Below are 25,577 nucleotides of genomic sequence, written 5' to 3' on the forward strand. Positions count from 1 at the left end.
AGCCGGGGCGGTGTCGGGCGCCGGGGGCGCGCCGCGCGGGGTCTTGTAGCGGTTGTAGCTCCACAGGTATTGCTCGGGGCAGCGGCGGATCAGCGTTTCCATTGCGGCGTTGATCAGGGCGGCTTGGGCTTCAGGCTCGGCCGGCAGCGGTTCTGGCACCCGGACGTAATGGATGCGCCAGCCCCGGCCCTTGGGCAGGCGTTCGCCGGCGGTCAGGATGATCGGCACATTGGTTTGCGTCGCCAGTTTGCTGGGCAGCGTCATGGTATAGGCCAGACGGCCGAAAAACGGCACCCACACGCCGTCGCCCACGCTGGGCGCCTGGTCGGGCAGCATGCCGACCGACTCGCCCCGGCGCAGCGCCCGCACGAATTCGCGCACCCCCTGCATGGTGGCCGGCACGGCGTTGACGGCCGAACTGTTGCGCGCCGTCTCAAGCAGTGGCGCCAGCACGTCCTTGCGCGGGGGGCGGAACATCACCGTCATTGGCATCTGGCGGGCCAGGTAGCGGGCGGTGATCTCGAAGCAGCCCAGGTGCGGCGTCAAAAACAGAATGCCGCGGCCTTCGGCCCGGGCGGACGCGACCACGTCGTTATCGTCCGACACCACTTGGGCCAGGCTTTGCTCGTTCTTGAACCAGACGCGCGGGTTCTCAAGAATCATCGCGCCGGTTTCGGCCGCTGCATGGCGGGCGAACGCCGCGCCCGGGTAGCCGGCCTGCGCCGCATTGGCCTGAAGCCTGCGCCGGTACTTGCCCGGCCAGGCGTACACGGCAAGCCCAGCCGCGCGCCCGATGGCGTGCGCAACGGGTAGCGGCAAGGCGGCAAAAAGGCGGAACAGAGCGAGCAGCATGCGGCAAATGGATAAGGACGGGCAAGGACATGCCGGTGTTCAGGAATATGTTTACACCCCCGGCGCGAGCATAAGAACGGCATTTTCGCTTAAAATGCGCTCAGTCGCCGAGTTAACCGACAACTTGCGGGGCGACGGCAGGGGTGCGGCGCCATGCGCGGCCTTTGCTGAATCCGCTAAAGCGTCGCGCCCAGATTAGCGTATGCCATGCGGTCCGGGGTGCAACGCGCCTCGTAAACCTATGCGCCGGCAAGGCCGGACAATAAGGACGCATCTGTGGCCAATAACGATTTTCTCTTCACCTCCGAATCCGTCTCTGAAGGGCATCCCGACAAGGTTGCCGACCAGATCTCCGACTCGATTCTGGATGCCATCTTCACGCAGGACCCCAACGCGCGTGTCGCGGCCGAAACGCTGTGCAACACGGGCCTGGTCGTCCTGGCCGGTGAGATCACCACTACCGCCAACGTCGACTACATCCAGGTCGCGCGTGACACCATTCGCCGCATCGGGTACGACAACACCGAGTACGGCATCGATTACAAGGGTTGCGCCGTGCTGGTTGCTTACGACAAGCAATCGCCCGACATCGCCCAAGGCGTGGACCGCAGCTCGGAAGACTATCTTAACCAGGGCGCGGGCGACCAGGGCCTGATGTTCGGCTACGCGTGCGATGAAACGCCCGACCTGATGCCGGCTCCGATCTGGTACGCGCACCGCCTGGTGCAGCGCCAGAGCGAACTGCGCAAGGACGGCCGCCTGCCGTGGCTGCGCCCGGACGCCAAGTCGCAAGTGACGTTCCGCTACGTCGACGGCCGCCCGGCGGAAGTCGATACCGTGGTGCTGTCGACCCAGCACGCGCCGGAAGTCACGCAAGAGACCATCCGCGAAGCCGTCATTGAAGACATCATCAAGCCGAGCTTCCCCGAAGGCCTGATCACGCCGGACACGAAGTTCCTGGTCAACCCGACCGGCCGTTTCGTCATCGGCGGCCCGCAAGGCGATTGCGGCCTGACTGGCCGCAAGATCATCGTCGACACCTACGGCGGCGCATGCCCGCACGGCGGTGGCGCGTTTTCGGGCAAGGATCCGTCCAAGGTCGACCGTTCGGCCGCCTACGCCGCGCGCTACGTGGCCAAGAACATCGTGGCCGCCGGCCTGGCGCGCCAGTGCCAGGTGCAGGTCAGCTACGCCATCGGCGTGGCCGAACCGATCAACATCACCGTCTACACCGAAGGCACGGGCGTCATCCCCGACCACGAGATCGCCAAGCTGGTGCGCGAGCACTTCGACCTGCGTCCGAAGGGCATCGTGAACATGCTGGATCTGCTGCGCCCGATCTACGCGAAGACCGCCGCCTATGGCCACTTCGGCCGTTCCGAGCCGGAATTCTCGTGGGAAGCCACGGACAAGGTCCAGGACCTGAAGAAAGCGCTGTAAAGCGGCAGTTCTTCAAGAAAAAGCCCCTGCAAGCATTTTGCAGGGGCTTTTTGCTTTTGTTCGCACGTAGGATGGGTTGCGCGCGCTCGAGGCCGGTGTTCTTGTGTACGGACTCTCGCGCTTCACCCATCCTACGCCGGGTCGGACGGCTTTCGCGCCAAGCGCTACAGCCCCCAGGCCGACAGGTCCGGCAGCCGCGGCGAGGGCGCCAGCACGGGTTCCAGCGCCGCCGCGCAGTCCAGCATGGCGGCGTCGCCGCCGGCGGGGGCCAGCAACTGGACGGCGATGGGCATACCGTCGTTGTCGAAGCCGGCCGGCAGCGAGATCGCGGCCGCGCCCAGGAAGTTGGCGGGGCGCAGCAGTTTTCCCAGACCGGCATGGCGGACGTCTTCGGCGTCCAGCGCTTGCGCGGCTTGATCGCAGGCGGGCATCAGCAGGGCGTCGATGCCCCGCATGGCGCTGGCGAACGCCGCCATATCGGCCTGGCGCCGCAGCAGGGCGGCTTCGTAATCGGCTTGCGATATCCGGCCGCCTGCCGCGATGCGCGCGCGCACGACTTCCCACAAGGGCGCTGCGGGGTTCTTCGCCAGCGCGCCGTAATAGCGGTAGGCCTCGTAGGCCAGCACGATCGAATTGTCGTCCGCCATGCGCGTGAACGACAGCGCGGCGGGCGGGTGCCAGGCGGTGGGCGTGAGGCCGGCCTGGTCCAGGCGGTCCTGGGCCTGATGCCAGATGCGCAGGCCGGCCTCGGTCAGCGGGGCGGGCCAGGCCTGGGGGGCCAGCACGGCCACCGTGCCGGGCCGGTGTGGGGCGGGGTGGCGTAGCGCGGTGAAGCAGGCGGCGGGCAATGCCAGGGTGGCGGCGTCGTCCACGTCCGGGCCGGCCAGCAGCTGCGTCAGCAGCCGGGCATCCGCCACGTTGCGGGCCAGAGGGCCCAGCACGTCCAGCGTGTCCGACAGGGGCAGGCAGCCCGCGCGGCTGATCATGCCGGAGGACGGCTTGTAGCCCACTACGCCGTTCAATGCTGCCGGGGCGCGCACCGAGCCGCCGGTGTCGCCGCCCAGCGCGATCGGCGCCAGCCCGGCCGCCACTGCCACGCCGGAACCGCTGGACGAGCCGCCCGGCGCTCGCGCGACGCGGGCATCCCACGGATTGCGCGCCGTGCCTTGGGTCGGGTTCTGGCCCGACAGCCCGAACGCGTATTCGGTCATGCGGGTCTTGCCCAGGATCACCATGCCTTGCGCGGCCAGCGCGCGCACGGCCGCCGACGTTTCGCCGCTGATGACGCCGTGCCGCGTCTGCGAGCCACCGGTGGTCACCGTGCCCTGCCACTGGATGCTGTCCTTTACCGCGACCGGCACGCCGTGCAGCGGGCCCGTCAGGATGCCGGCGTCCAGCAGGCGATCCGCCGCATCGGCCTGCGCCAAGGCGCGTTCGGCCGTAACGTCGCTGTAGGCCGCCAGCAGCGGCGCGCGCTCGATGCGGTCCAGGAAGTGCGTGGTGACCTGGCGCGAGCTCAGTTCGCGTTGGCGGATGGCGCGGGCAAGTTCACGGGCGTCGCGGAAATGCAGGTCGGTGTGGGCTTGATCTGGCATGGTTCTCATGGAAAAAATGCGATCCGGCCCTTGCGGGGCCGGATCGCGTCTGCACGGGGTGCCTGGGCGCTACTTCAGCGTCTGGCCCTTGGTTTCGGGCATGCGGATGAAAGTGATCAGCGTGATCACGGCGCCCGCCAGCACGTAGTAGAAGAACCAGCGCTCCATGCCCTTGCTTTGCAGCCAGGTCAGCAGGTAGGGCGTGGTGCCGCCCAGCAGCGCGACGACCAGGTTGTACGGCGTGCCGATGCCGACGGCGCGCACGCTGGTGGGGAACTGTTCCGACATGATGGCCGGCGCGATGGCCGTGTACATGGCATACAGCACCAGGCCGAACAACTCCACCGCCAGGATCGAACCGAAAGAGGGTCCAAGGGTCGTCATCACGGGGTAGAAGAACACCAGGTAGCCGGTGGCGAAGAAGATCAGTTGCGGCTTGCGGCCGATGCGGTCGGACAGGATGCCGAACAGCGGCTGCACCAGCATGAACACGATCAGCGCGACGGTGTTGGCGGCGAAGGCGGTCTTGGGGTCGGCGCCCACCTGGCGGATCGCGTAGGTGGGGACGTAGGCCACGAAGATGTAGAACGCGAACGTGGTCAGGACCGAGAAGCCGACGATGCGCAGCACTTCGCGCGGGTGATCGCGCAGCAAGGTGCGCAGCGGCTGCTTTTCGACGCCGGCTTTCTTGGCGTGCGAGAAGGCTTCGGTTTCCGGGATGGCGCGGCGGATCCACATGCCGGCCAGGCCGCCCAGCGCGCCCAGCAGGAAGGGGATGCGCCAGCCCCAGGAAGCCATGTCGGCCTTGGTCAGCGTCGAGGTCAGGATCCAGCCCACGGCGGAGGCGGCCAGGATGCCGACGGCGGCGCTGAAGAACACGAAGCTGGAATAGAAGCCGCGCTTTTCCGGCGGAGCCATTTCCGCCAGAAAGGTTGTGGCCGAGGCATACTCTCCGCCCAGCGACAGGCCTTGCAAGAGGCGTGCGCCGGTCAGCAGCAGCGGGGCGGCAATGCCGATCGCGGCGTAGGTGGGGGTGATGGCGATGATGAGCGAGCCGCCCGCCATCATCAGGATCGTCAGGCCCAGCGCGGCTTTGCGGCCGTAGCGGTCGGAGAAGATGCCCAGCACCCAGCCGCCCACCGGACGCATGAAGAAGCCCACGGCGAAGATGCCGAAGGTGGCCAGCAGCGCGGTGGTTTCATTGCCGGGGGGAAAGAACTGGCTGGAGAAGAAGATGGCGAACGAGGCGTAGATGGTCCAATCGAACCATTCGACCGCATTGCCTACACTACCGGCCAGGATGGTGCGGGCACGGGATATGGGCGCAGCGCTGGCTGGCGCGGCGCTTGCTCCTTGCTTGCTGCGCAAGGTCGCGGATGGGCTGCTCATGACGTCCTCAACATAAGAATTTATTTTTAGTCAAAAAGACTGTTTAATTTTGTGTTTTTATCAATGCGCGAACGTTAGATTAATGAATATGGTCACGTCAAGTAAGGGTAAGCCCCTAATGCCAGCGCTGGATGACACCGACCTGGCCTGCCTGATTGCCTTGCAGTCAGACCCCCGCGCGTCCTGGCGAGAACTGGGCGCGGCCACCGGCATCGCCGAGCGGACCGTGGCGCGGCGTTTGCGCCGGCTGATGGAGGCCGACGCGCTGCGGGTCATCGCCGAGCCCGACCCGCTGGCCATGGGCCAGGGCGTCGTGCTGCATGCCTGGGTGCGCTGCCGCTCGGGCCGGGTGCCGGACGTGGCCGATCAACTGGCGCGGCTGGACATCAGCCAACTGGTGGTCACCCTGGCCGGCACTGCGGACCTGATGGCCGAACTGACCTTGGCGGACGCGGCCGACATGCCGGATGTGGTCACGCGCGTGCTGCCGTCGATTGATGGCGTGGAGCATGTGGAGGCGCGGCTGGTGCTGCGCCCGTTCCGCCGCGCGGGGCAATGGCGCATCCAGGCGCAGCCCGATGACGCTGGCGAAACGCCTTGCGTGCAGCCGCCGGCGGCCCTGACGGAACCGGAACAGCGCATGGTCGCCCATCTGATGCGCGACGGGCGGGCAAGCCTGGCCGAACTGGCTGAGCAGGCCGGCATCAGCGAACCCACGGCGCAGCGCCTGCTGCAGCATCTGGTCGAACGGCGCGCGCTGAGCTTCCGCGTGGAAGTGGAGCCGGCGCTGGTCGGCTTTCCGGTGGAAGCGGTGATCTCGGTGCAGGTGCGCCCGCAGGCGGTGGATGCGCTGGCCGCGCACCTGGCGCTGGACCCCAACACCCGATGCCTGTTCGGCACCAGCGGCGCGTCGCAGCTGTTCTGGCACGTGCTGTGCCGCGACAGCCTGCATCTGTGGGACGTGGTCACGCGGCGGCTGGGCGAACTGGACGGCGTGCTGAACAGTGAAGTCGGCGTGGTGATGCGCGCACACAAGCGCTGCGGCATCGTGCGCGCCGGCGCGCGGCTGGGGCCGGACGCCCCGTAGCGTCGTTTGCGGCCCCAAGGCGCCCTTGGCTTGTGCGCGGGGCGCCTAGGCGCCCAGGTACGCGCGGGCCAGCGCGCCGTCCTGCGCGATTTCCGCCGCCGTGCCTTGCGCGGCCACGCGGCCGGATTCCAGCACATAGGCGCGGTCGGCCAGCGACAGCGCCAGCGCCGCCATCTGGTCCACCAGCAGGATCGTCATGGACTCCGCGCGCAGCCGGTCCAGCGCGTCGAACAATTCGTCGATGATCTTGGGCGCCAGGCCCAGCGACGGTTCGTCCAGCAGCAGGATCACGGGCTTGGACATCAGGCCGCGGGCAATGGCCAGCATCTGCTGTTCGCCGCCGGACAAGAGGCCGGCGCGTTGATGCAGGCGTTCGCGCAGGCGCGGGAACCGCGTCAGCATTTCCTCGACGCGCGCCTCGCGGTCTTGCGGATGCAGGAAGGCGCCCAGGCGGATGTTGTCCAGCACGCTCAGGCCCGGGAAGACCTGGCGGCCTTCGGGCACCAGCACCAGGCCGCGCGCCACGATGCTGTCGGCGGCCAGGCCGTTCAACTCTTGCCCTTGGAGATGCATGCCGCCTTGCGCGGGCCGGTGCAGGCCGGCCAGCGTGCGCATCAGGGTCGACTTGCCCGCGCCGTTGGCGCCCAGCAGGGCCACCATTTCGCCTTGCCGCACTTGCAGGTCGATACCGTGCAGCACGGGGTTGGCGCCGTACCCGGTGACCAGGTTGCCCACGCCCAGCACTTCCTGCGCGATGGGGGCGCCTGCGGGCCTGAGCCGCGCCGCCGGGGCGCGCCGGGCGGCGTCATCGCCCAGGTAGGCCTGGCGCACTGCGGGCGATTGCTGGATGTCGGCGGGAGCGCCTTGCGCCAGTTCGCGCCCGGCGTCGATAGCCACGATGTGATCGGACACCCCCATCACCAGCGCCATGTCGTGCTCGACCAGCAGCACGCCCGCGCCGGCCTCGGCGATGCGCCGCAGCAGCACGGCCAGCCGCGTCTTGTCTTCGCGGGACAGGCCTGCCGCCGGCTCGTCCATCAGCAGGATGTCGGCATCGGTGGCCAGCGCGCGGGCGATCTCCACCAGGCGCCGGTCCACGTGCGGCAGGTCGGCGGCGGGCACGTCCAGCGCGCCCTCGTAGCCGCAGAACGCCAGCAGGGCGCGTGCCCGTTCGCGCACGTCCGGGGCCAGGTAGCGGCGCGACGCCAGCAGTCCGCCCAAGCGGCCGCGCACCATGCCCAGCGCCACGTTGTCTTCCACGCTAAGCGTGTCGAACAGTTGCGAGGTCTGGTAGGTGCGGCCGATGCCGCTGCGCGCCACGCGGTAGGCGGACATTGCGGCCAGCGGTGCATCGCCCAGCGCCACCGCGCCGCTGGTGGGCTGGTAGTAGCCGCTCAGCATGTTGATGACGGTGGACTTGCCTGCGCCGTTGGGCCCGATCAGCGCCGTCACGGCTGCCGGCGGCACGGTGAAGGACACCGATTGCACGGCGCGCACGCCGCCGAACGTCATCGTCAGCGCGTCGGCGCGCAACACGCGCCGGGGGCGGCCGCCGGCGGGCATCGCGCCGCCCTGGCGCGGCGTCAGCCCGTGGTTGGCCGCGCTGCGGCGCCACCGCGACAGCAGCCCGGCAACACCATCCGGCGCGGCCCACAGCACCACCAGCAGGAAGGCGCCGAAGAACAGCAGGCGGTATTCCTCCAGGCTGGACAGCAGTTCCGGCAGCAGCCCGACGACGACCGCGCCCAGCAAGGGGCCGGCCAGCGATCCCGCGCCGCCGAGTGTCACCGCCAGCACGAACAGGATCGACTGCATGAAGTTGAAGTTGTGCGGCGTGATCATGCCGGCCTGCGGCGCGTAGAGCCCGCCCGCCAGGCCCACCACCGCTGCCGACACCATGAACGCCACGGCCTTGACCGCCAGCGGGTTGATGCCGATGGATTCGCTGGCCGTTTCGCTGTCTTTGACGGCGCGCATCGCGGCGCCCCACGTGCCGCGCGCAAGCAGCGCATAGGCCGCAAGCGCCACGAACGCCGCCACGATGGCCAGCATGGCCACCCCCCGGTCGCCGCCGATGCCGGCCAGCGAGGGCTGGACGATCCCCATCAGGCCGTTCTGGCCGCCGGTGAGGTCGCCGCCTTCGATCAGCGCATGCTCCACGATGAAGCCGAAGGCGATGGTGATCATCGCCAGGTAAGGGCCTTTCACGCGCAACGCAGGCAGCGCCAACAGCAGGCCGAACGCGGCGGCGACAAGCGCTGCCGCCGGCCACGCCAGCCAGAAGCTCCAGCCGGCCTGGCCGGTCAGGATCGCCACGGTGTACGCGCCGATGGCGTAGAAGCCCGCGTGGCCGAACGACATCTGCCCGGTCAACCCCAGCAGCACGTTCAGCCCGATGCCGGCCAGCGCCAGCAGCGCCACGTTGCCCAGCACGAACACGTAATAGCCGTTGACGGTGGCAGCCAAAGCCAGGCCCGCCGCAGCCAGCAGGGCGTAGATCGCCAGCGGCAGCCAGCGTGATGCAAGTCGCTTATTCATCAGACCTTCCTGACATCGGCGCGTCCGAACAGTCCATTGGGACGCACGGCCAACATGACGATCACCAGCGTGAAGCTGATGATCTGGGTGTACCCGGAGCCGAGACCCACGGTGATCAGCGCTTCGACCACGCCGAACAGCAGGCCGGCGATCATCACGCCCCAGGCGCTTGTGATGCCGCCCAGGATCGCGACGACAAACGCCTTCAGGCCGAACAGCGTGCCCATGTCGGCCTGCACGTTGAACAGCGGCGCGACGAGTGCGCCCGCCACGCCGGCGAACAGCGTGGACACGGCGAACGCCGCCATGATGGCGCGGCGCACGGGAATGCCCATCAACCGCGCTGCGCCGGGGTTCTGCACGACCGCCAGCAGCGCCACGCCCCAGCGTGTGCGGCGTGACAGGGCATGCAGCGCCGCCGCCAGCACCAGCCCGACCATCGGGATCAGCAGCTGCAGGGGATAGACGCCCAGGCCCAGCCCGCCGATTTCAAGCGGCGCCTGCGCCAACGGCGAAGGCAGGCTGCGCGGCTCTTTGCCGAAGGTGAACATCACGACGTTGTCCAGCACGATGCCGAGCGCCACCGTGGACATCAGCCAGGCGTTGGAGCCCCGGCTGGCGAACGGCCGCACGGCCAGCCGCTCGACGACCAGGCCGTACAGCGCGCACAGCGCCAACGCCGCCAGCAAAGCGGGCGCCAGCGGCCAGCCCAGCGTCTGCGCGAAGGTATAGGTCAGCACGGCGCCCAGCATCATGGAACTGCCCTGGGCGAAGTTCACCGTGCCCGACACGGCGTAGGTCAGGTAAAAGCCCAGGGCCATCAGTCCGTACATGCTTCCCAGACCCAGGCCGCTGACAATGGCGGACATCAACAACATGCGCGTCTCCGTGTGGAACAGCCGTTTACTGTGCGCCCTTGACGGGCAGGATGCGGTTGTCGATGAACTGCGTCCACACGTAGTCGTCTTCGCGCAGCGCGTCGTGCGAAGCGGGCGTGAAGGGCTGGTCATAGGTCTTGATCAGGCCGTCGTACTTGCCGATCTTGTAGAAGCCCTGGCGCACCGCGTCGCCCTCGGTCGAACCGGCCTGGGCGATGGCCAGCGCGGCCAGCTGCATGCCGTCGTAGGCGTTGGCCACGCCCACGGCGGGCGTGATGTCCTGCGGGCCCTTGATGTCGGAATACTTGGCCTTCAGCGCCTGCATTACCTTGTCGCCCACCGGGCCTTGCTTGCCGAAGAAGCTGTAGGTCTGCACGAAGTGCACGTTCTTGGCGTTGGGGCCGGCCAGCTCGGTGAAGCGGCCGCCGGCGGGGCCCCAGTGCGACACGATCGGCACCTTCCAGCCCATGCGGTCCAGCGACTTCACCACCTGCGCCGACGGGCCGACGTTGCCGACCAGGAACAGCGTGTCCGCGCCCTCGGCCTTCAGACGGCTCAGTTGAGGCACCACATCCAGATCGTTGGGCTGGAATTTCTCGACGCCGGCGGGCGTGACCTTGGCCGCGGCCAGCGCGGCGTTCAGGCCTTTCTCGTTGGATTCGCCCCACGGGTTGTTCACCAGGATCATGCCCGGCTTGGCGCTCTGGAACGTCTTCTGCGCGTACTGGACCATGGCGCTGTCCACGATCTCGTCCATCGCCGACACGCGGAACACGAAGTTCGGGTTGCCCTTGTTCTGGGTGATGGCGGTGCCGGCCGCCCACGGTCCCATGAACGGCACCTTCTCCTGGTTCACGATGGGCACGATCGCCATCGAGACCGGCGTGTCCAGGCCGCCGAACAGCACGGCGACCTTTTCCTTGAAGATCAGTTCGCGCGCGGCGGCCATGCCCTTGGCGGGATTGCCTTCGTCGTCGCGCCGCACCAGCACGATCTGGCGCCCGCCCAGCAGGCCGCCTTTCGCATTGATCTCGTCGATGGCGATCGTCATGCCGCGCGTCAGCGCTTCGCCCGCGCGCGCCGACTCGCCGGACAGCGCCGTGATCAGGCCGATCTTGATGGGGTCGGCGGCAAGCGCCGGTTGCGCGGAGAGGCCGGCCGCGAAGAGGGCGGCGGCGGTGGCGCGAAGCAGAAAGGAACGGCGGGTCGGGACCATCGGGCACTCCTGGAAAAGTGGAACGGATCTTGCATGGGGTTAAGGGCTGCCTGGTTTCCCCATGCAAGATCCATGCCATCGGGGCCCAACCGGCCGCCGGGGGCAGCGATCACCGCGCTACGAGGGGGAGTGCGGCGACTTCAGGCGTGGTTTGTCCGCGTCGGATTTCAGTTTTGTCTACAAAGATTCAGGAATTTTGTTAACAATCATGCATCGGGATTTGCACCAAAATGAATCCAACCTTGCTTTCAAGCACTAATCCGGGGCGTGGCGACGCGTCTGACTGGACGCCCGCGCCGCTGGCCTGCCATGGCCGTTTCGCCTATCAGCCGATCACCGGCCGGGGTGATTACGCCTGGCCGAACGGCGCGCGCCTGGCCGTGTACCTGGGCTTCAACATCGAGCATTTCGCGTTCGGCGAAGGGCTGGGGGCCGAACTGGGGCCGGCCTCGCCGCATCCCGACGTGCTGAACTACGCGTGGCGCGAATACGGCAACCGGGTGGGCGCGTGGCGTTGCCTGGAGCTGTTCGACGAACTGCGCCTGCCCGCCGGCGTGCTGCTCAACACCGCGCTGTACGAGCATTGCCCGGAACTGGTCGACGCGTTCCTGGCCCGCGGCGATGAACTGATCGGGCACGGCTACAGCAATGCGCACCGCCAGGGCGGCCTGGCCGAGGACCAAGAAAGCGCGCTGCTGGCGCATTGCCGCGACCGCATCCGGCAGCACGCCGGCCAGGCGCCGGCGGGCTGGCTGTCGCCGTGGATTTCGGAAAGCCGGGCCACGCCCGACCTGCTGGCCGAGGCCGGCTACCGCTACACGCTGAACTGGTGCCACGACGATCAGCCCATGCGCATGCGCACCCGAGCGGGCGACCTCTGGGCAATTCCGTATCCGCAGGAGCTCAATGACATCCCGATGATCATGGGCCGCAAGATGGACGCGCGCGACTTTGCCGATATGATTCTTGACCAGTTCGAGGAAATGCGTGCGCAGGCCGCCCGCCAGCCGCTGGTGATGGGCATCGCGCTGCATCCGTATATCGTTGGGCAGCCGTATCGGTTGCGGCACCTGCGCCGGGCGCTGGCGCCGCTGGCCGCGGCGCGCGACCGGGGCGAGATCTGGTTCACCACGCCGGGCGAGATCTGCCGCCATGTGGACAGCCTGCCGTCCGCCGCGTCCGCCGTGGCCGCCGTGCGCTGACCCTCCGACTTTCCGATCCCTCCGTCCGCCCATCCGAGCCCCGCATGCCTACCCGTCGCCCCGCCAACCCCCGCGCCAAGCCCGCGGTCTTGAACGCCGCCAAGCCGGCCGCCGCCCCGGATGCGGCCGGCCACGCCGACGCGACGCCGGACAGCGACATGGAACGCCGCATCTGCGAAGCGGTGTACGAAAGCGTGATGAGCCAGCGGCTGACGCCCGGCACGAAACTGCCCGAGGCCGCGATCTGCGAACTGTTCGGCGTGTCGCGCTCGGTGGCGCGCAAAGCCTTGCAGCGGCTGGCGCACGAGCACGTGGTGGACCTGCACCATAACCGCGGCGCGGTGGTGGCCGAGCCCACGCCCGAAGACACGCGGCAGATCTTCCAGGCGCGCCGCGCGCTGGAAGCGGCGCTGCTGCCCTTGGCCGTGGCCCGGGCCACCAAGGCCGACTACGCGTCGCTGCGCAAACAGCTGCGCGACGAACATGCCTTGCTGCACCGCGCCGGACAGCCCGCGTGGGCGCGCCAGGCCAGCGCTTTCCACGTGCGGCTGGGCGAACTGTCCGGCAACGCCATCCTGCACGGCTACCTGGCCGAACTGGTGTCGCGGTGCTCGCTCATCGTGGCGCTGTACGAGCCTCCCGGCAACGCCGCCTGCGAACACGGCGAGCACGTGCTGATCGTGGACCTGATGGAACGCGGCGACGTGGCCGAGGCCGTGAAGATCAACGACAACCACCTTGCGGACCTGGAGCGGCGCATCAGCCTGGAGCGCCCGCAGCCCGCGCAAACCCTTGCCCAGATGCTGGGACTGGCCTGACATGGAAATCGATTTCGACGCAATCACCGAATACCAGCGCTACAAGCTGATGGCCAGCCTGATCGTGCCCCGGCCGATCGCGCTGATCACCACCTTGTCCGAGACCGGCGTGGTCAACGCGGCGCCGTTCAGCATGTTCAACATGCTGGGCGAAGACCCGCCCATCGTCATGGTCAGCATCAACCGCCTGGAAGACGGCGGCTTGAAGGACACGGCCCGCAACATCGCCCGCGACAAGGAATTCGTGGTGCACCTGACCGACGAGGCGATGGCGGAAAAGATGCACCGCTGCGGCGACCGCCTGCCGGCGGACGTCAGCGAACTGGCCCACGCCGGCCTGGACGCCGCGCCCAGCCATCACGTCAAGCCGCCCCGCATCGTGCAGGCGCCCGTGGCCTTTGAATGCACGCTGTACGAAACGATGGAAACCGCCAGCCGGCAGATCTTCATCGGCCAGGTGCGCTGGCTGCACGCGCGCGATGGCCTGATCGACACGGAGACCTGGCGCGTGCGCTTGCAGGACTACTTTCCGGTGGGGCGCTTCGGCGCAAGCTTCTACGTCACCACGCGCGACCGCTACGCGATCGGCGCCGGGGACGCGCCGGCGGGAACGGCGGCCAGCACCTCGATCGACGAAATCTAAGGCGGCGCCTTCACCACACCGCACCGTGCCCGCCTGGCGGCCGCAGGTGCCGGGCGAAGCGTTGCGACAGGAACTCCACGAACGCGACGGTCTTGGCCGGCAGGTTCAGGCGTTCGGGATATAGCGCATGGATGTCGGCGGACGGCGTGCGCCAATCCCACAACACTTCGCGCAGCCGGCCGGCGCGCAGGTGGTCGGCGGTCTCCCACTCGGACCGCATCACGATGCCGTGGCCGTCCAGCGCCCATTCCAGCGCGCTTTGGCCGTCATTCGAACTGACCGGGCCGCGCACCTTCACCGTCTCGGCGCGCTGGCCGGACTCCAGCCGCCAAGTGCCGTAGGCCACGTCGTTCTCGCGCATCACGATGCAGCGGTGGCGCTGCAAGTCGCCCGGCGTGCGCGGCTCGCCGTAGGTGTCCAGGTAACGCGGCGACGCGCACAGCAGCCGCCGGTTGGACGCGATCTTGCGTGCGGTCAGGCGTGCGTCGGGCAGGTCGCCGAAACGCACGGCCACGTCGAAGCCTTCTTCGATCAGGTTCAGCGGCCGGTCCGTCAGCCGCATCAGCACTTCGACATCCGGATACTGGCGCGCGAAGTCCGACACGGCCGGCACGATGTGGGCGCGGCCGAAACCGAACGTGGCGTTCAGCCGCAGCAGCCCTTGGGGCTGGGCGCGGGCGCTTGAGACCGACCGTTCCAGCGCCTCCAGGTCGGCCAGGATGCGGCCGCCTTCCGCCAGATACAGCTCGCCCTCTTGCGTGACGCTGACCCGCCGCGTGGTGCGGTTCAGCAGCCGCACGCCCAGCCGCTGTTCCAGCCGGGCCAGCCGCGCGCTGATGGCGGGCGGCGTCAGGCCCAGTTCGCGGGCGGTGGCGGACAGGTTGCCATGCTTGACCACCAGCGAGAAGAAGGCGAGATCGGAAAGGGCGTCCATGGGCGGGTCTCGCAAGCGCTATTTATAAATCTAATTTAATAAAGAATTAGTCTGATCAGCAATTATAAGAATTAAACCGGCTTATACACTGGCCTTACCGATATAGAGCCGCACCCACGCGGCCAACCGAGGAGACCAGGAATGAAGATCAAACCCGTGGCCGGCGCCGTCTGCGCGGCCCTTGCCGCCGCATCCTGTTGGACCTTTCCGGCCGTGGCCGCCGACGCGTTTCCCGAACGCGCCGTGACGCTTGTCGTGCCGTTCGCGCCCGGCGGCAGCGTGGACATCGCCGCGCGGCTGATTTCAGACGCCTGGGGCCGCGCCCTGGGCCAAAGCGTGATCGTGGAGAACCGGGCCGGCGCGTCGGGCAACATCGGCATGTCGGCCGTGGCCCGCGCCCAGCCCAACGGCTATACGCTGGCGATCAACACCATGTCGCTGGCCATCAACCCGGCGCTGTTCAAAGACATGCCGTTCGACACCCGCAAAGACCTGCGGTCCGTGGGCACGGTGGGCACCTCGCAGCACGTCCTGACGGTGACCAACACCTTGCCGGTCGCCAGCGTGAGCGAGCTGCTGGCCTATGTGCGCGCGCGGCCCGCCAATGACCTGAGCTTCGGTTCCGCCGGCACGGGCAGCACGTTCCACATGGCCGCGGAACTGTTCAAGTCCGTGTCGAAAACGCAGATCCTGCATGTGCCCTACAAGGGCGGCGGCCCGGCCATGGTGGACACCATCAGCGGGCAGGTGCAGATGAGCTTCCCGGTGCTGTCCGCGGCCAAGCCGCAAGTCGATGGCAAGAAACTCCGGGCGCTGGGCGTGACCGGCACCACGCGTTCGCCGCTGCTGCCTGATGTGCCCACCATCGCGGAATCCGGCCTGCCCGGCTACGAATTCAATACCTGGTTCGTGGTCAGCGCGCCGGCCGGCACGCCGCAACCGGTGATCGATACGCTGAACGCCAAGCTGGCCGAAGCGCTGCAGTCGCAGGCGCTTAAAGAACGCATGCAGAAGGAAGGGTTCGATCCCCTGATCTCCACGCCGGCCAAGACGGACGACATGGTGGCCGCCGAGATGACGCGCTGGGCGGACATCGTGAAGGACGCCGGCATCCAGGCCAACTAGACGCAAGACGCCCGTGGTTCGCCGCGGGCGTCGCAATCAAGGACGAAAGACATGCCCGGCACGACGCTGTACGACAAACTGGTGGCCAGCCATGAAGTGGCCCGCATCGACGACGAGCACATCCTGCTGTACGTCGACCTGCACATCATGAACGAATACACCAGCCCGCAAGCCTTCAGCGGGCTGGCCGCGCGCGGCCGCGGCGTGCTGCGCCCCGGGCAGCAGATGGCGGTGGTGGACCACATCATCCCCACGCATCCGGTGCCGTCGGCGTTGCGCGTGATTCCCGACGATGCGTCGTCGCGCCAGGCCCTGAACCTGAAGCGCAATTGCGACGAACAGCGCATCGCGCTGTTCGACACCACCGACCCGCTGCAAGGCATCGAACACGTGATTGCGCCCGAGCACGGCATGATCCTGCCCGGCATGGTGGTGCTGTGCGGCGACAGCCACACCACCACCTACGGCGCGTTGGGCGCCCTGGGCTTCGGCATCGGCACGTCGGAAGTCGAACACATCCTGGCCACGCAGACGCTGGTCTACCGCGTTGCGCGCAACATGCGGATCCGTGTCGACGGCGCGCTGGGCGCCGGCGTGTCGGCCAAGGACCTGGTCATTTACGTGGTGCACCGTATCGGTGCCCAAGGCGCGCGCGGCCACGCGGTGGAGTTCTGCGGCACGGAGATCGACGCGTTGTCGGCCGAGGCCCGCATGACCTTGTGCAACATGACGGTAGAGGCCGGCGCGCGCGCCGCGTTGATCGCGCCGGACGCCACCACCGATGCGTACGTCGCCGCGCATGCGCCGCAACTGCGCGGCGAGACGCTTGCCGCCGCGCGCGCCTACTGGGCCACGCTGCGCACCGACGACGACGCCGCCTTCCACGTGGAGCACGCGTTCGACGCCGCGGACATCGCGCCGTTTGTCACCTGGGGCACCAGCCCGGACCAGGCCATGCCGGTCACCGGGCGCGTGCCGGATCCGCAGGCGGAGCCCGACACGCTGGCCAGGCTGGCGCTGGAAAAGGCCATGGACTACATCGGCCTGGCGCCCGGCATGCCGATCGCCGGCGTGCCGATCGATCGCGTGTTCATCGGCTCGTGCACCAACGGCCGCATTGAAGACCTGCGCGTGGTCGCGGCGATGGTGCGCGGCCGCAAAGTCGCCGCCGGCGTGCGCGCGATGGTCGTGCCGGGTTCTGGCGCGGTGCGCGCGCAGGCCGAAGCCGAAGGGCTGGCCGCGCAACTGATCGACGCCGGCTTCGAATGGCGCCAGCCGGGCTGTTCGATGTGCCTGGCCATGAACGACGACGTGCTGCGCCCCGGCGAGCGCTGCGCGTCCACCACCAACCGGAATTTCGAAGGACGTCAGGGGCGGGCAGGGCGCACGCACCTGATGAGTCCCGCCATGGCGGCCGCCGCCGCGCTGGCCGGCCGCATCGTCGACGCCCGCGACTGGGAGCAGACCAAATGAATCCGCTGATCGAAGGCATCGCCGCGCCGCTGCCGTTTTCCAATCTGGACACCGACCAGATCATGCCCAAGCAGTTTCTGCGCATCATCGACAAGGCGGGGCTGGACCGGGGCCTGCTGTACGACCTGCGCTTTGACGAGCATGGCGCGCCGCGCCCGGGCTTCGTCCTGAACCAGGACGCCTATTCGGGCGCGTCCGTGCTGGTGGCTGGTCCGAACTTCGGTTGCGGCTCCAGCCGCGAACACGCGGTGTGGGGCTTGCAGCAGTTCGGCATCCGCGCCGTCATCGCGCCGAGCTTTGGCGAGATCTTCTACTTCAATGCGGTGAACAACGGCCTGCTGCTGGTCAGCCTGCCGCCGGCCGAGGTCGACGCCTTGCTCGCGCGGGTGTCCAATACGGGCGTGGCGGGCGGCAACCGCGTGGCCATCGACGTGATGGCGGGGCAGGTGCGCGCCGCCGACGGCTGGACGGCGGGCTTCACCTTGCCGGAAAGACATCGACGCATGTTCGCGCAAGGCCAGGACATGGTGGGCGCGTCGCTGGCCCAGCTACCCGAGGTGGAACGGTTCGAAGCCGCCCACTGGGCACGCCATCCCTGGATGAAGGACGTGGCGCGCACGGTGCGCGACCGCCTGGACGCCGGGCGAGATTAACGACAGGAGGCAGTACCCATGACCGCATTCTTCGACTTGCCCGTGCGCCGCATTCCGGGCGACGGCATTGACATCGCCGCGCGCATCGACGGGTCGGGGCCGCCGCTGCTGTTGCTGCACGGCCATCCGCAGACGCATGCGATCTGGCATCGCGTGTGGCCCGAGCTGACGCGGCACCGCACGTGCGTGGCGGCTGACTTGCGTGGTTACGGGGACAGCGGCAAGCCCGCGCCCACGCCGGACCACGCCGCCCATTCCAAGCGCCAGATGGCGGCGGACATGGTGGCGGTGATGCGCGAGCTGGGCCATGACCGGTTCGAGGTGCTGGCGCACGACCGCGGCGCCCGCGTGGCGCACCGGCTGGCGCTCGACCATGCCGGCGCCGTGTCCCGCATGATGCTGCTGGACATCGCGCCCACGCTGGACATGTACGAGGGCACCACCCGGGCCTTCGCGCAGGCGTATTTCCACTGGTTCTGGCTGATCCAGCCTGCGCCCGGCCCCGAAACCATGATCGGGCACGATCCGGTGTTCTACCTGCGCTCGGTGATGGGCGGCCGGCCCGGCGGCCTGGCGCATTTTTCCGCCGAAGCCATGGCGGAATATGAACGCGCGGCCCGGCAGCCGGGCTGGGCCACCGGGCTCTGCGAGGACTACCGCGCCTCGGCCACGCTGGACCTGGACCACGACCGCGCCAGCCGCGCCGCTGGCGTTCGCCTGCGTATGCCGGTGCGTGCGCTATGGGGCGAGCGCGGCGCGGTCGGCAAGAATTTCGACGTGTTGGGGCTGTGGCGCGCGGTGGCCGACAATGTCTCGGGAGGATCATTGCCCGGGGCGCATTACCTGGCCGAAGAGACCCCCGACGCGCTGCTGGAAGAGGCCGGCGCGTTCTTCGGATGGCGGTAGCCCGGGGCGGTTGATCAAGCCTGGGCAAGCGATAGGGCTATAAAAAAAGGGACGCACTCCTGGTGTTAACCTTCGCCCCATGAATCGTTACTTCGCCGACCTGTCCGAATTACCCGACCCGGAAGACGCGCAACGCGCCTTCAAGGCGACCGACTCCCCCTGCGTGGCCGTGTGCTCGACCCTGTTCGACGATATCTGCCGCGGCTGCGGCCGCACCGCCATGGAAGTCGCCAATTGGGTCTTCATGACGGAAGAGGAAAAGCGCGAAGTCTGGATCCGCATCAAGGCGCAAGGGTATCCCCGGCGCAACAACTGAACGCGGGCGGCGGGCCGGATCTTCCGGCCGTCTTGGGCGTGTCATATCGGGCGGGCTAAATCGCGGTATCGCCCACTTCCGGCCCTATCATGCGCATCGTCCTGGTTACGGATGCCTGGCATCCGCAAGTCAACGGCGTCGTCCGCACCTGGACGACCATGCAGCAGATCCTGAGTGAATGGGGCCACGAGCTGATCGTGGTGAACCCGCAGGGCAGCCGGACGATCCCGGCCCCGTCAGAACCGGATTTGCGGCTTTGCCTGCAGCCGGGGCGCCAGTTGCGGCGCATCCTGGGCGACACCATCCCCGACGCGCTGCACATCGCCACCGAAGGCCCGCTGGGCCTGGCCGCGCGCCGTATGGCGCTGGCGCGGGGCTGGCAGTTCACCACGTCGTTCCACACGATGTTCCCCGACTATCTGCAAGCGCGCATGGGCATCCCGGCCGCCTTGCCGTGGCGCTATCTGCGCTGGTTCCACCGCCCTTCGCAATGCGTGCTGGTGCCCACGCCCACGGTGCGGGACGTCCTGGCGCGGCGCGGCCTGGCGAACCTGCGGGTCTGGTCGCGCGGGGTCGACCCGCGCAAATTCCAGCCCGGGGAGAGCGCGGCGTTCGCGCACCTGCCGCGGCCTGTCTACCTGAGCGTGGGCCGCGTGGCGCGGGAGAAGAACCTGGACGCCTTCCTGTCGCTCGAGTTGGCGGGCAGCAAGGTGGTGGTGGGGGCCGGCCCGGACGAGGCGCGGCTGAAGAAGGCATTTCCCGGCGCGGTGTTCCTTGGCATGCAGAAGGACGATGCGCTGCCGGGCTTCTACGCCGGGGCCGACGTCTTCGTGTTCCCCAGCCTGACCGACACGTTCGGCCTGGTGATGCTGGAGGCGATGGCCTGCGGCACGCCCGTGGCGGCGTTCCGCAGCGAGGCGCCGCTTGCCGTGGTGACCCAGGGCGTCACCGGCTGCCTGGACGACGACCTGGCTCACGCCTGCCGCGCCGCGCTGCCGCTGGACCGCCACGCGGTGCGCGCGCATGCATTGACCCGCAGCTGGGACTCGGTGGCCACGGACCTGCTGGATTCGCTGGTGCCGCTAGTGGCGGACGCGTCATCGCGGCCGTCGTTGGCCCGCGTCGGATGATCGACGGAGGGGTGACAAGATGAGCGGCGGGCGAGGATGGCGGGGAATTTTCGGGGACGGGTTTCCGGACGGCACGCCAAACCGGTACAATCCTTCGCAATCCTGAGGAGCGTTGCGACGACCCTGCGGTTCCCGTCATACTGTGATTCAACACAGCCATGGCAGGCGGAACCCGGCTCGCCAGGCTCAGGAATCCTTGTTCAAGCGCCGCGCCCTGCGCGTCGCTACAGCAACGGCGCTCACCTTTGTCGCATATGGCGGGAAAGGCGAGCACTCGACTGTCGTGGTGTATTCGCGTTGTCCGGCCATATCGTGCGCCGTTCGATATTCACGTGGAGCCTACACACACCATGAACGCTGTAACTGATAAATCTTTCTCCGACTACCTGGTTGCCGACCTGTCGCTGGCAGGCTGGGGCCGTCGCGAATTGGCTATCGCCGAAACCGAAATGCCCGGCCTGATGGCCATCCGCGAAGAATTCGCCGCCGCGCAGCCGCTGAAGGGCGCCCGCATCGCCGGCAGCCTGCACATGACCATCCAGACCGGCGTGCTGATCGAAACGCTGGTGGCCCTGGGCGCCGAAGTGCGCTGGGCGTCGTGCAATATCTTCTCCACGCAAGACCACGCCGCCGCCGCGATCGCCGCGTCGGGCACGCCGGTCTTCGCCGTCAAGGGCGAAACGCTGGAAGAGTATTGGCAGTACACCCACAAGATCTTCGAATGGCCCAACGGCCAGAACGCCAACATGATCCTCGACGACGGCGGCGACGCCACGTTGATGCTGCACCTGGGCACCAAGGCCGAGAAGGACCTCTCGGTGCTGGCCAACCCGGGCAGCGACGAAGAGCGCATCCTGTTTGCCGCCATCAAGGAAACGCTCAAGCGCGATCCGAAGTGGTATTCGACCCGTCTGGCGCTGATCAAGGGCGTGACCGAAGAAACCACGACCGGTGTGCACCGCCTGTACCAGATGTCGCAAAAGGGCGAGCTGGCCTTTGCCGCCATCAACGTCAACGACTCGGTCACCAAGTCCAAGTTCGACAACCTGTACGGCTGCCGCGAATCGCTGGTGGACGGCATCAAGCGCGCCACCGACGTCATGATCGCCGGCAAGATCGCCGTGGTGGCCGGTTACGGCGACGTGGGCAAGGGTTGCGCCCAGGCGCTGGTCGCGCTGCGCGCGCAAGTCTGGGTCACCGAAATCGACCCCATCTGCGCCCTGCAAGCCGCCATGGAAGGCTTCAAGGTCGTGACGATGGAACAAGCCGCCGCCCACGGCGACATCTTCGTCACCGCCACCGGCAACTACCAGGTCATCACGCGCGCCCACATGGACGCCATGAAAGACCAGGCCATCGTTTGCAACATCGGCCACTTCGACAACGAAATCGACGTCGCCGGCCTGGCCGATTGCCAGTGGGAAGAGATCAAGCCGCAGGTCGACCACGTGATCTTCCCGGACGGCAAGCGCATCATCCTGCTGGCCCAAGGCCGCCTGGTGAACCTGGGTTGCGCCACGGGCCACCCGTCGTTCGTGATGTCGTCGTCGTTCGCCAACCAGACGATCGCCCAGATCGAGCTGTTCACGCGCAACGAGGCCTACAAGTCCGGCGAAGTCTACGTGCTGCCCAAGCACCTGGACGAAAAGGTCGCCCGCCTGCATCTGAAGAAACTCGGCGTGCAACTGACCACCTTGAGCAAGGAACAGGCCGACTACATCAGCGTGCCGGTGGAAGGCCCCTTCAAGCCGAACCACTACCGCTATTGATGCATGTAGCAAAATAGGGAAGTGCCGCGCCATGTTGGCGCGGACTTTCCGAACCGCGGGGTTCCCCGGCGTCGCCTGGCGATCAAGGGGCCGCGGAGCGCTTACAGGAGAACGAACATGGTGGCTATGATTCTCGTCTGGATCCTGAACGCGGTGGCCTTGCTGGCCGTTGCCTATCTGTTGCCCGGCATTACCGTGGCCAGCTTCGGATCGGCGCTGATCGCCGCGCTGGTGCTGGGCCTGGTGAACATGCTGGTCAAGCCGGTGCTGGTGTTGTTGACGCTTCCCATCACGATCGTCACGCTCGGCCTCTTCCTTATCGTTATCAACGCCTTGTTGTTCTGGTTCGTCGGCTCCGTGCTGAAGGGCTTCCAGGTCAACGGGTTCTGGTGGGCCGTGGGCGGTGCGATCCTCTACAGCATCATCTCTGGCTTGCTTACCAAACTGATCCCCTAATGTCCGATTCGATGTCTCCTGCTTTCAGTCTGGAATTCTTTCCCCCGCGCGACCTGGCCGGTCAGGAACGGCTGGTCCGCGCGGCCAAGCAGATGCTGGCCATCCAGCCCAAGTACGTCAGCGTGACCTTCGGCGCGGGCGGTTCCACGCGCGCCGGCACGGCGGATGCCGTGAGCACGCTGCGCAACCTGGGTTGCGACGCGGCGCCCCACTTGTCGTGCGTGGGCGCTACCCGCCAGGACCTGCGGGACATCCTCCAGGCGTACAAGAACGACGGCGTGCGGCGCGTGGTCGCACTGCGCGGCGATCTGCCTTCGGGCATGGGCGGCGATGCGGGAGAGCTGCGCTACGCCAACGAACTGGTGTCGTTCATCCGCAAGGAAACCGGCGACTGGTTCCACATCGAAGTGGCGGCCTATCCCGAAATGCATCCGCAAGCGGCCAACCCGTCCGCCGATCTGGACCATTTCGTGGCCAAGGTGAACGCCGGTGCCGACGCGGCCATCACGCAGTACTTCTTCAACGCCGACGCCTATTTCGACTTCGTCGACCGGGCCCAGGCCAAGGGCGTGCGCGTGCCGATCGTGCCGGGCATCATGCCCATCACGAACCACACGCAGCTGCTGCGTTTTTCGGAGATGTGCGGGGCGGAGGTGCCGCGCTGGATCCGCTTGCGCCTGGCGGAGTTCGGCGACGACAAGGCTTCCATCCGCGCCTTCGGCGTGGATGTCGTCACCGAGCTGTGCCAGACGCTGCTGGACAACGGCGCGCCGGGCCTGCATTTCTACACCTTGAACCACGCGGAAGCCCCGCTGGCGGTGTGGAAGGAACTGGCGCTGTAATTGCGGCGCTGCATGACGTTGCGCAGCGCGCAATGCGAAAGGCCGGCAGAGATGCCGGCCTTTTTTCATCCGCGCTCAAGGCGCCTCCGCGCATTCAATCCGCGTACACGCCCACCTTCCTGATGATGCCGCCCCACTTGTCGACCTCGGCTTGCAGCCAGGTCTGCAGGCCTTCCGGCGTCTGCTTGGATTCGGGCACGATCTCGGCGCCCAGTTCGGCCATCTTCTGCGAGAACGCCGGGTCTTTCAGGGCCGCGCGCAGCGCCGCGTTGAACTTCGCGATGGCCTCGGGCGGCGTGCCTTTGGGTGCGTAGACGCCGTGCCACACCTTGACCTCGAACCCCTTCAATCCGCCTTCCTGCAACGTCGGCGCGTCGGGCAGCGCCTTGATGCGGTCCAGCGTCGTGACGCCGTACAGCTTCACGCGTTCCGCCTTGATCTGCGGGATGGTCTGCGTGGTCTGGTCGCACAGCACGTCGACCTGGCCACCCAACAACGCCGTCATCGCAGGTGCCGTGCCGGCATACGGCACGGTCGTGAACTGCACGCCCAGAGACTCCTGCAACAGCATGCCGCACAGTTGCGACACGGCGCCCAGCCCGGCATTGGCCAGGTTGACCTTGTTGCCGTTTTCTTTCGCGTACTTGATGAAGCCGGCCATGCCGTCGGCCGGCAGGTCCTTGCGGCCCAGCAGCGTCATGGGCACGTCCGCCACCTGCCCGACATACGCGAAGTCCGTCAGCGGATTGAACGACAGCTTGCGGTACAACGCCGGCGCCGTGGCCATGCCGTTGTGGTGGATCAGGAAGGTATAGCCGTCGGGCGCCGCGCGCGCCACGTGCTGGGACGCCAGCGTGCCGCCGGCGCCCGTGCGGTTTTCGATGATGATGCTCTGGCCCAGCGTCTTGGCCATGGAGGCGCCCAGGCTGCGCGCCACCACGTCCGTCGGGCCGCCCGCCGCGAACGGCACGACGAGTGAAATGGGATGGTTCGGATATGCGCCCTGCGCGCTGGCGGAACCCCAGGCAAGGCAGGACAGTGCCAGCAGGGGCCAGGCGGCACGCGTCGCCGCGCGCGTGAAGATGTGGGGCATGTCTCGCTCCTTGTGGTTTTCTCGGGTCGCGCGAACGCAGCGCGGGCCGGCACCAGTGTCGCGTGTCAGGCCAAGGAAGAGAATTTGCCGTTTCACAAGCCGGGTTTCGGCGGGGGGAAAGGCGGGTTTACGCGGTATGCGATGGATGCGCGGGGATAGCAGGGATATCCCGCGAATCCAGCTTGCTGCATGGCAGTGCCGCCGCTTTCACACGGTCATGGAAATAACGGTGGAATATTTCCCAGTCCCCGTATTGGTGGGATGCCACTTGATAGGCGCATAGCCTGCCGATCAGGCCGCATATCCAGTCGGCGCATTGAAGCGTCTGGAACAGGTAGCTTTCGCCTTGGAGCGGGGGTTCGACCAACGTTCTGCAGCGGTCGGTTTCAGTGGAGAACATCGCAAGGGTACAGGCTTCCACATTCATTTCGCGCCAGATGCTGCCGGCTTGCTGTTCATCAAGCAACAACATGAAGGTCGCTTGGCGCGCCGCGCAAAAGCGGTCTGCCTGGCGCACCAGTTGCAGCAAATGATGCTTGAAGACCTCTGCCGGTTGGTGGGCGGCTTCGCCCGCCGCTTTGTGCTCGCCACCATAGATCACATGGCCGCCGAGTTGCTTTAGCCGATTGAGCAATCTTCCCGTGGCTGTCCGTAGCTCTCGATACTTCTCCACGTTCTTGACGGTATAGAGTTGCGCTCCTTTCTTTTCCCATCGGTACGCAGGTTCGTTCTGTTGTTCGAGTTCGAACTTCAACAGGCGGCACTTCAGTTTGTAGAAGTAGATGGCAAAGTCCCGCACTGCCGCGACGGGTAGAACTAGCCCGCCAAAGCCAAAGACAGGGCTGGTTCTGTGCCTTTCGTGGTCACGGGAGACGAAGGGGCCGATATGCCCGAATTCGTCCAGATACACGACATAATGCATGACGAGATCCTCTGCACAGCATGCCGACGCATGCAATTTGAGGCAGTGTAGGCCGTGGGAATAGACCGTTTTCGTTGTAGTGAGCGCAAATGTCACCATTCCCCGATGGCCAGGGGGCGATCTCTTGTGCAAAGACACGAAAGCCCGCTGCAATTGCTTGCGCGGGCCTCGGAAGGTGGGCACATGACTGGCATATGCGTTGAAAAGACTTTAGGTGAATCCAAGGCATTAGCGCAAGCGGCAAGACCGTAGAACTGTCGAAACTGCCTGCGGAATCGCCGTTATCAGACTGAATCCAGA

The 25,577-nt window shown here is 67.2% G+C and carries 23 protein-coding genes and 1 riboswitch; of the genes, 14 read left to right on the forward strand and 9 right to left on the reverse strand.

Annotated features, from left to right (window positions below; genetic code table 11):
• Positions 1–852, reverse strand: an 852-nt coding sequence (locus A9973_RS12060; RefSeq protein WP_183014009.1) for a lysophospholipid acyltransferase family protein, incomplete at its 3' end; no start/stop codon positions are given.
• Between the two features lie 276 nt (positions 853–1,128).
• Between A9973_RS12060 and metK the strand changes: the two genes are divergently transcribed.
• Complete coding sequence (metK, locus tag A9973_RS12065) at positions 1,129–2,292, forward strand: methionine adenosyltransferase (protein ID WP_183014010.1); 1,164 nt, start codon at positions 1,129–1,131, stop codon at positions 2,290–2,292.
• 164 nt (positions 2,293–2,456) lie between these two features.
• On the opposite strand, the gene A9973_RS12070 is transcribed toward metK, so the two are convergent.
• Both A9973_RS12070 and A9973_RS12075 read right to left on the reverse strand, forming a co-directional pair.
• Positions 2,457–3,887: an amidase gene (locus A9973_RS12070; protein WP_183014011.1), complete on the reverse strand. Its 1,431-nt coding sequence runs from the start codon at positions 3,885–3,887 to the stop codon at positions 2,457–2,459.
• A gap of 69 nt (positions 3,888–3,956) precedes the next feature.
• Complete coding sequence (locus A9973_RS12075; protein ID WP_183014012.1) at positions 3,957–5,276, reverse strand: MFS transporter; 1,320 nt, start codon at positions 5,274–5,276, stop codon at positions 3,957–3,959.
• Between the two features lie 82 nt (positions 5,277–5,358).
• On the opposite strand from A9973_RS12075, the gene A9973_RS12080 reads away from it, so the two are divergent.
• A complete protein-coding gene (locus tag A9973_RS12080; protein WP_183014013.1) occupies positions 5,359–6,363 on the forward strand; it encodes an Lrp/AsnC family transcriptional regulator in 1,005 nt (334 codons plus the stop codon).
• A 45-nt stretch (positions 6,364–6,408) separates the two neighbouring features.
• On the opposite strand, the gene A9973_RS12085 is transcribed toward A9973_RS12080, so the two are convergent.
• Genes A9973_RS12085 through A9973_RS12095 form a run of 3 tightly spaced genes read right to left on the reverse strand, consistent with a single transcriptional unit; the run spans position 6,409 to position 10,995 of the window.
• On the reverse strand, positions 6,409–8,901 hold the full coding sequence (locus A9973_RS12085; RefSeq protein WP_183014014.1) for a branched-chain amino acid ABC transporter ATP-binding protein/permease: 2,493 nt from the start codon (positions 8,899–8,901) through the stop codon (positions 6,409–6,411).
• A complete protein-coding gene (locus A9973_RS12090) occupies positions 8,901–9,779 on the reverse strand; it encodes a branched-chain amino acid ABC transporter permease (RefSeq protein ID WP_183014015.1) in 879 nt (292 codons plus the stop codon). Before A9973_RS12090 ends, A9973_RS12085 begins: the two co-directional genes overlap by 1 nt.
• Before the next feature lie 25 nt (positions 9,780–9,804).
• Complete coding sequence (locus A9973_RS12095) at positions 9,805–10,995, reverse strand: ABC transporter substrate-binding protein (protein ID WP_183014016.1); 1,191 nt, start codon at positions 10,993–10,995, stop codon at positions 9,805–9,807.
• 230 nt (positions 10,996–11,225) lie between these two features.
• On the opposite strand from A9973_RS12095, the gene A9973_RS12100 reads away from it, so the two are divergent.
• The 3 genes from A9973_RS12100 to A9973_RS12110 are packed head-to-tail and all read left to right on the forward strand — an operon-like array spanning position 11,226 to position 13,658.
• Positions 11,226–12,197, forward strand: coding sequence for a polysaccharide deacetylase family protein (locus A9973_RS12100; RefSeq protein ID WP_183014017.1), 972 nt, complete (start codon positions 11,226–11,228; stop codon positions 12,195–12,197).
• Positions 12,198–12,241: 44 nt separating this feature from the next.
• Positions 12,242–13,015, forward strand: a complete 774-nt coding sequence (locus A9973_RS12105) for a GntR family transcriptional regulator (protein WP_183014018.1) — start codon at positions 12,242–12,244, stop codon at positions 13,013–13,015.
• A 1-nt stretch (position 13,016) separates the two neighbouring features.
• Positions 13,017–13,658, forward strand: coding sequence for a flavin reductase family protein (locus A9973_RS12110; RefSeq protein ID WP_183014019.1), 642 nt, complete (start codon positions 13,017–13,019; stop codon positions 13,656–13,658).
• Between the two features lie 10 nt (positions 13,659–13,668).
• Here the strand turns inward: A9973_RS12110 and A9973_RS12115 are convergent, their stop codons facing one another.
• Complete coding sequence (locus A9973_RS12115; protein ID WP_183014020.1) at positions 13,669–14,592, reverse strand: LysR family transcriptional regulator; 924 nt, start codon at positions 14,590–14,592, stop codon at positions 13,669–13,671.
• A 141-nt stretch (positions 14,593–14,733) separates the two neighbouring features.
• On the opposite strand from A9973_RS12115, the gene A9973_RS12120 reads away from it, so the two are divergent.
• The 9 genes from A9973_RS12120 to metF all read left to right on the forward strand — a co-directional run bounded on the left by A9973_RS12120 (position 14,734) and on the right by metF (position 23,262).
• Positions 14,734–15,717 carry a tripartite tricarboxylate transporter substrate binding protein gene (locus A9973_RS12120; RefSeq protein WP_183014021.1) on the forward strand — a complete coding sequence of 328 codons (984 nt, stop codon included), beginning with the start codon at positions 14,734–14,736 and terminating at the stop codon, positions 15,715–15,717.
• Positions 15,718–15,768: 51 nt separating this feature from the next.
• A complete protein-coding gene (leuC, locus tag A9973_RS12125) occupies positions 15,769–17,190 on the forward strand; it encodes a 3-isopropylmalate dehydratase large subunit (RefSeq protein ID WP_183014022.1) in 1,422 nt (473 codons plus the stop codon).
• Positions 17,187–17,843, forward strand: coding sequence for a 3-isopropylmalate dehydratase small subunit (leuD, locus tag A9973_RS12130; RefSeq protein ID WP_183014023.1), 657 nt, complete (start codon positions 17,187–17,189; stop codon positions 17,841–17,843). Before leuC ends, leuD begins: the two co-directional genes overlap by 4 nt.
• A gap of 18 nt (positions 17,844–17,861) precedes the next feature.
• Entirely contained in the window at positions 17,862–18,749 is an 888-nt protein-coding gene (locus A9973_RS12135; protein WP_183014024.1) for an alpha/beta fold hydrolase, read from the forward strand.
• Positions 18,750–18,828: 79 nt separating this feature from the next.
• Positions 18,829–19,065 carry a DUF1289 domain-containing protein gene (locus A9973_RS12140; RefSeq protein WP_183014025.1) on the forward strand — a complete coding sequence of 79 codons (237 nt, stop codon included), beginning with the start codon at positions 18,829–18,831 and terminating at the stop codon, positions 19,063–19,065.
• An 89-nt stretch (positions 19,066–19,154) separates the two neighbouring features.
• On the forward strand, positions 19,155–20,195 hold the full coding sequence (locus tag A9973_RS12145; protein ID WP_183014026.1) for a glycosyltransferase family 1 protein: 1,041 nt from the start codon (positions 19,155–19,157) through the stop codon (positions 20,193–20,195).
• Between the two features lie 98 nt (positions 20,196–20,293).
• Positions 20,294–20,443: riboswitch (S-adenosyl-L-homocysteine riboswitch) on the forward strand.
• Between the two features lie 102 nt (positions 20,444–20,545).
• Positions 20,546–21,964, forward strand: a complete 1,419-nt coding sequence (gene ahcY / locus A9973_RS12150; RefSeq protein WP_183014027.1) for an adenosylhomocysteinase — start codon at positions 20,546–20,548, stop codon at positions 21,962–21,964.
• Between the two features lie 120 nt (positions 21,965–22,084).
• Complete coding sequence (locus A9973_RS12155; protein ID WP_183014039.1) at positions 22,085–22,420, forward strand: phage holin family protein; 336 nt, start codon at positions 22,085–22,087, stop codon at positions 22,418–22,420.
• Positions 22,420–23,262, forward strand: coding sequence for a methylenetetrahydrofolate reductase [NAD(P)H] (gene metF, locus A9973_RS12160; RefSeq protein ID WP_183014028.1), 843 nt, complete (start codon positions 22,420–22,422; stop codon positions 23,260–23,262). The genes A9973_RS12155 and metF overlap by 1 nt, the downstream gene beginning before the upstream one ends.
• Before the next feature lie 94 nt (positions 23,263–23,356).
• Here metF and A9973_RS12165 read toward each other — a convergent pair whose 3' ends face one another.
• Entirely contained in the window at positions 23,357–24,355 is a 999-nt protein-coding gene (locus tag A9973_RS12165; protein WP_183014029.1) for a tripartite tricarboxylate transporter substrate-binding protein, read from the reverse strand.
• Positions 24,356–24,482: 127 nt separating this feature from the next.
• Entirely contained in the window at positions 24,483–25,277 is a 795-nt protein-coding gene (locus A9973_RS12170; protein WP_183014030.1) for a DUF3800 domain-containing protein, read from the reverse strand.
• Positions 25,278–25,577 lie beyond the last annotated feature (300 nt).

Source organism: Achromobacter sp. UMC46, assembly GCF_014170335.1.
Lineage (GTDB): Bacteria > Pseudomonadota > Gammaproteobacteria > Burkholderiales > Burkholderiaceae_B > Achromobacter.

Excerpts from the sequence above, each read along its gene's own strand:
- metF (WP_183014028.1), top strand. The coding sequence starts at position 22,420 with ATGTCCGATTCGATGTCTCCTGCTTTCAGTCTGGAATTCTTTCCCCCG.
- A9973_RS12140 (WP_183014025.1), top strand. The coding sequence starts at position 18,829 with ATGAATCGTTACTTCGCCGACCTGTCCGAATTACCCGACCCGGAAGAC.
- A9973_RS12170 (WP_183014030.1), bottom strand. The coding sequence starts at position 25,277 with ATGCATTATGTCGTGTATCTGGACGAATTCGGGCATATCGGCCCCTTC.
- leuD (WP_183014023.1), top strand. The coding sequence starts at position 17,187 with ATGAATCCGCTGATCGAAGGCATCGCCGCGCCGCTGCCGTTTTCCAAT.
- A9973_RS12085 (WP_183014014.1), bottom strand. The coding sequence starts at position 8,901 with ATGAATAAGCGACTTGCATCACGCTGGCTGCCGCTGGCGATCTACGCC.
- A9973_RS12080 (WP_183014013.1), top strand. The coding sequence starts at position 5,359 with ATGAATATGGTCACGTCAAGTAAGGGTAAGCCCCTAATGCCAGCGCTG.
- A9973_RS12110 (WP_183014019.1), top strand. The coding sequence starts at position 13,017 with ATGGAAATCGATTTCGACGCAATCACCGAATACCAGCGCTACAAGCTG.
- A9973_RS12090 (WP_183014015.1), bottom strand. The coding sequence starts at position 9,779 with ATGTTGTTGATGTCCGCCATTGTCAGCGGCCTGGGTCTGGGAAGCATG.
- A9973_RS12075 (WP_183014012.1), bottom strand. The coding sequence starts at position 5,276 with ATGAGCAGCCCATCCGCGACCTTGCGCAGCAAGCAAGGAGCAAGCGCC.
- leuC (WP_183014022.1), top strand. The coding sequence starts at position 15,769 with ATGCCCGGCACGACGCTGTACGACAAACTGGTGGCCAGCCATGAAGTG.
- ahcY (WP_183014027.1), top strand. The coding sequence starts at position 20,546 with ATGAACGCTGTAACTGATAAATCTTTCTCCGACTACCTGGTTGCCGAC.
- A9973_RS12095 (WP_183014016.1), bottom strand. The coding sequence starts at position 10,995 with ATGGTCCCGACCCGCCGTTCCTTTCTGCTTCGCGCCACCGCCGCCGCC.
- A9973_RS12165 (WP_183014029.1), bottom strand. The coding sequence starts at position 24,355 with ATGCCCCACATCTTCACGCGCGCGGCGACGCGTGCCGCCTGGCCCCTG.
- A9973_RS12135 (WP_183014024.1), top strand. The coding sequence starts at position 17,862 with ATGACCGCATTCTTCGACTTGCCCGTGCGCCGCATTCCGGGCGACGGC.
- A9973_RS12100 (WP_183014017.1), top strand. The coding sequence starts at position 11,226 with ATGAATCCAACCTTGCTTTCAAGCACTAATCCGGGGCGTGGCGACGCG.
- A9973_RS12105 (WP_183014018.1), top strand. The coding sequence starts at position 12,242 with ATGCCTACCCGTCGCCCCGCCAACCCCCGCGCCAAGCCCGCGGTCTTG.
- A9973_RS12145 (WP_183014026.1), top strand. The coding sequence starts at position 19,155 with ATGCGCATCGTCCTGGTTACGGATGCCTGGCATCCGCAAGTCAACGGC.
- A9973_RS12115 (WP_183014020.1), bottom strand. The coding sequence starts at position 14,592 with ATGGACGCCCTTTCCGATCTCGCCTTCTTCTCGCTGGTGGTCAAGCAT.
- A9973_RS12120 (WP_183014021.1), top strand. The coding sequence starts at position 14,734 with ATGAAGATCAAACCCGTGGCCGGCGCCGTCTGCGCGGCCCTTGCCGCC.
- A9973_RS12070 (WP_183014011.1), bottom strand. The coding sequence starts at position 3,887 with ATGCCAGATCAAGCCCACACCGACCTGCATTTCCGCGACGCCCGTGAA.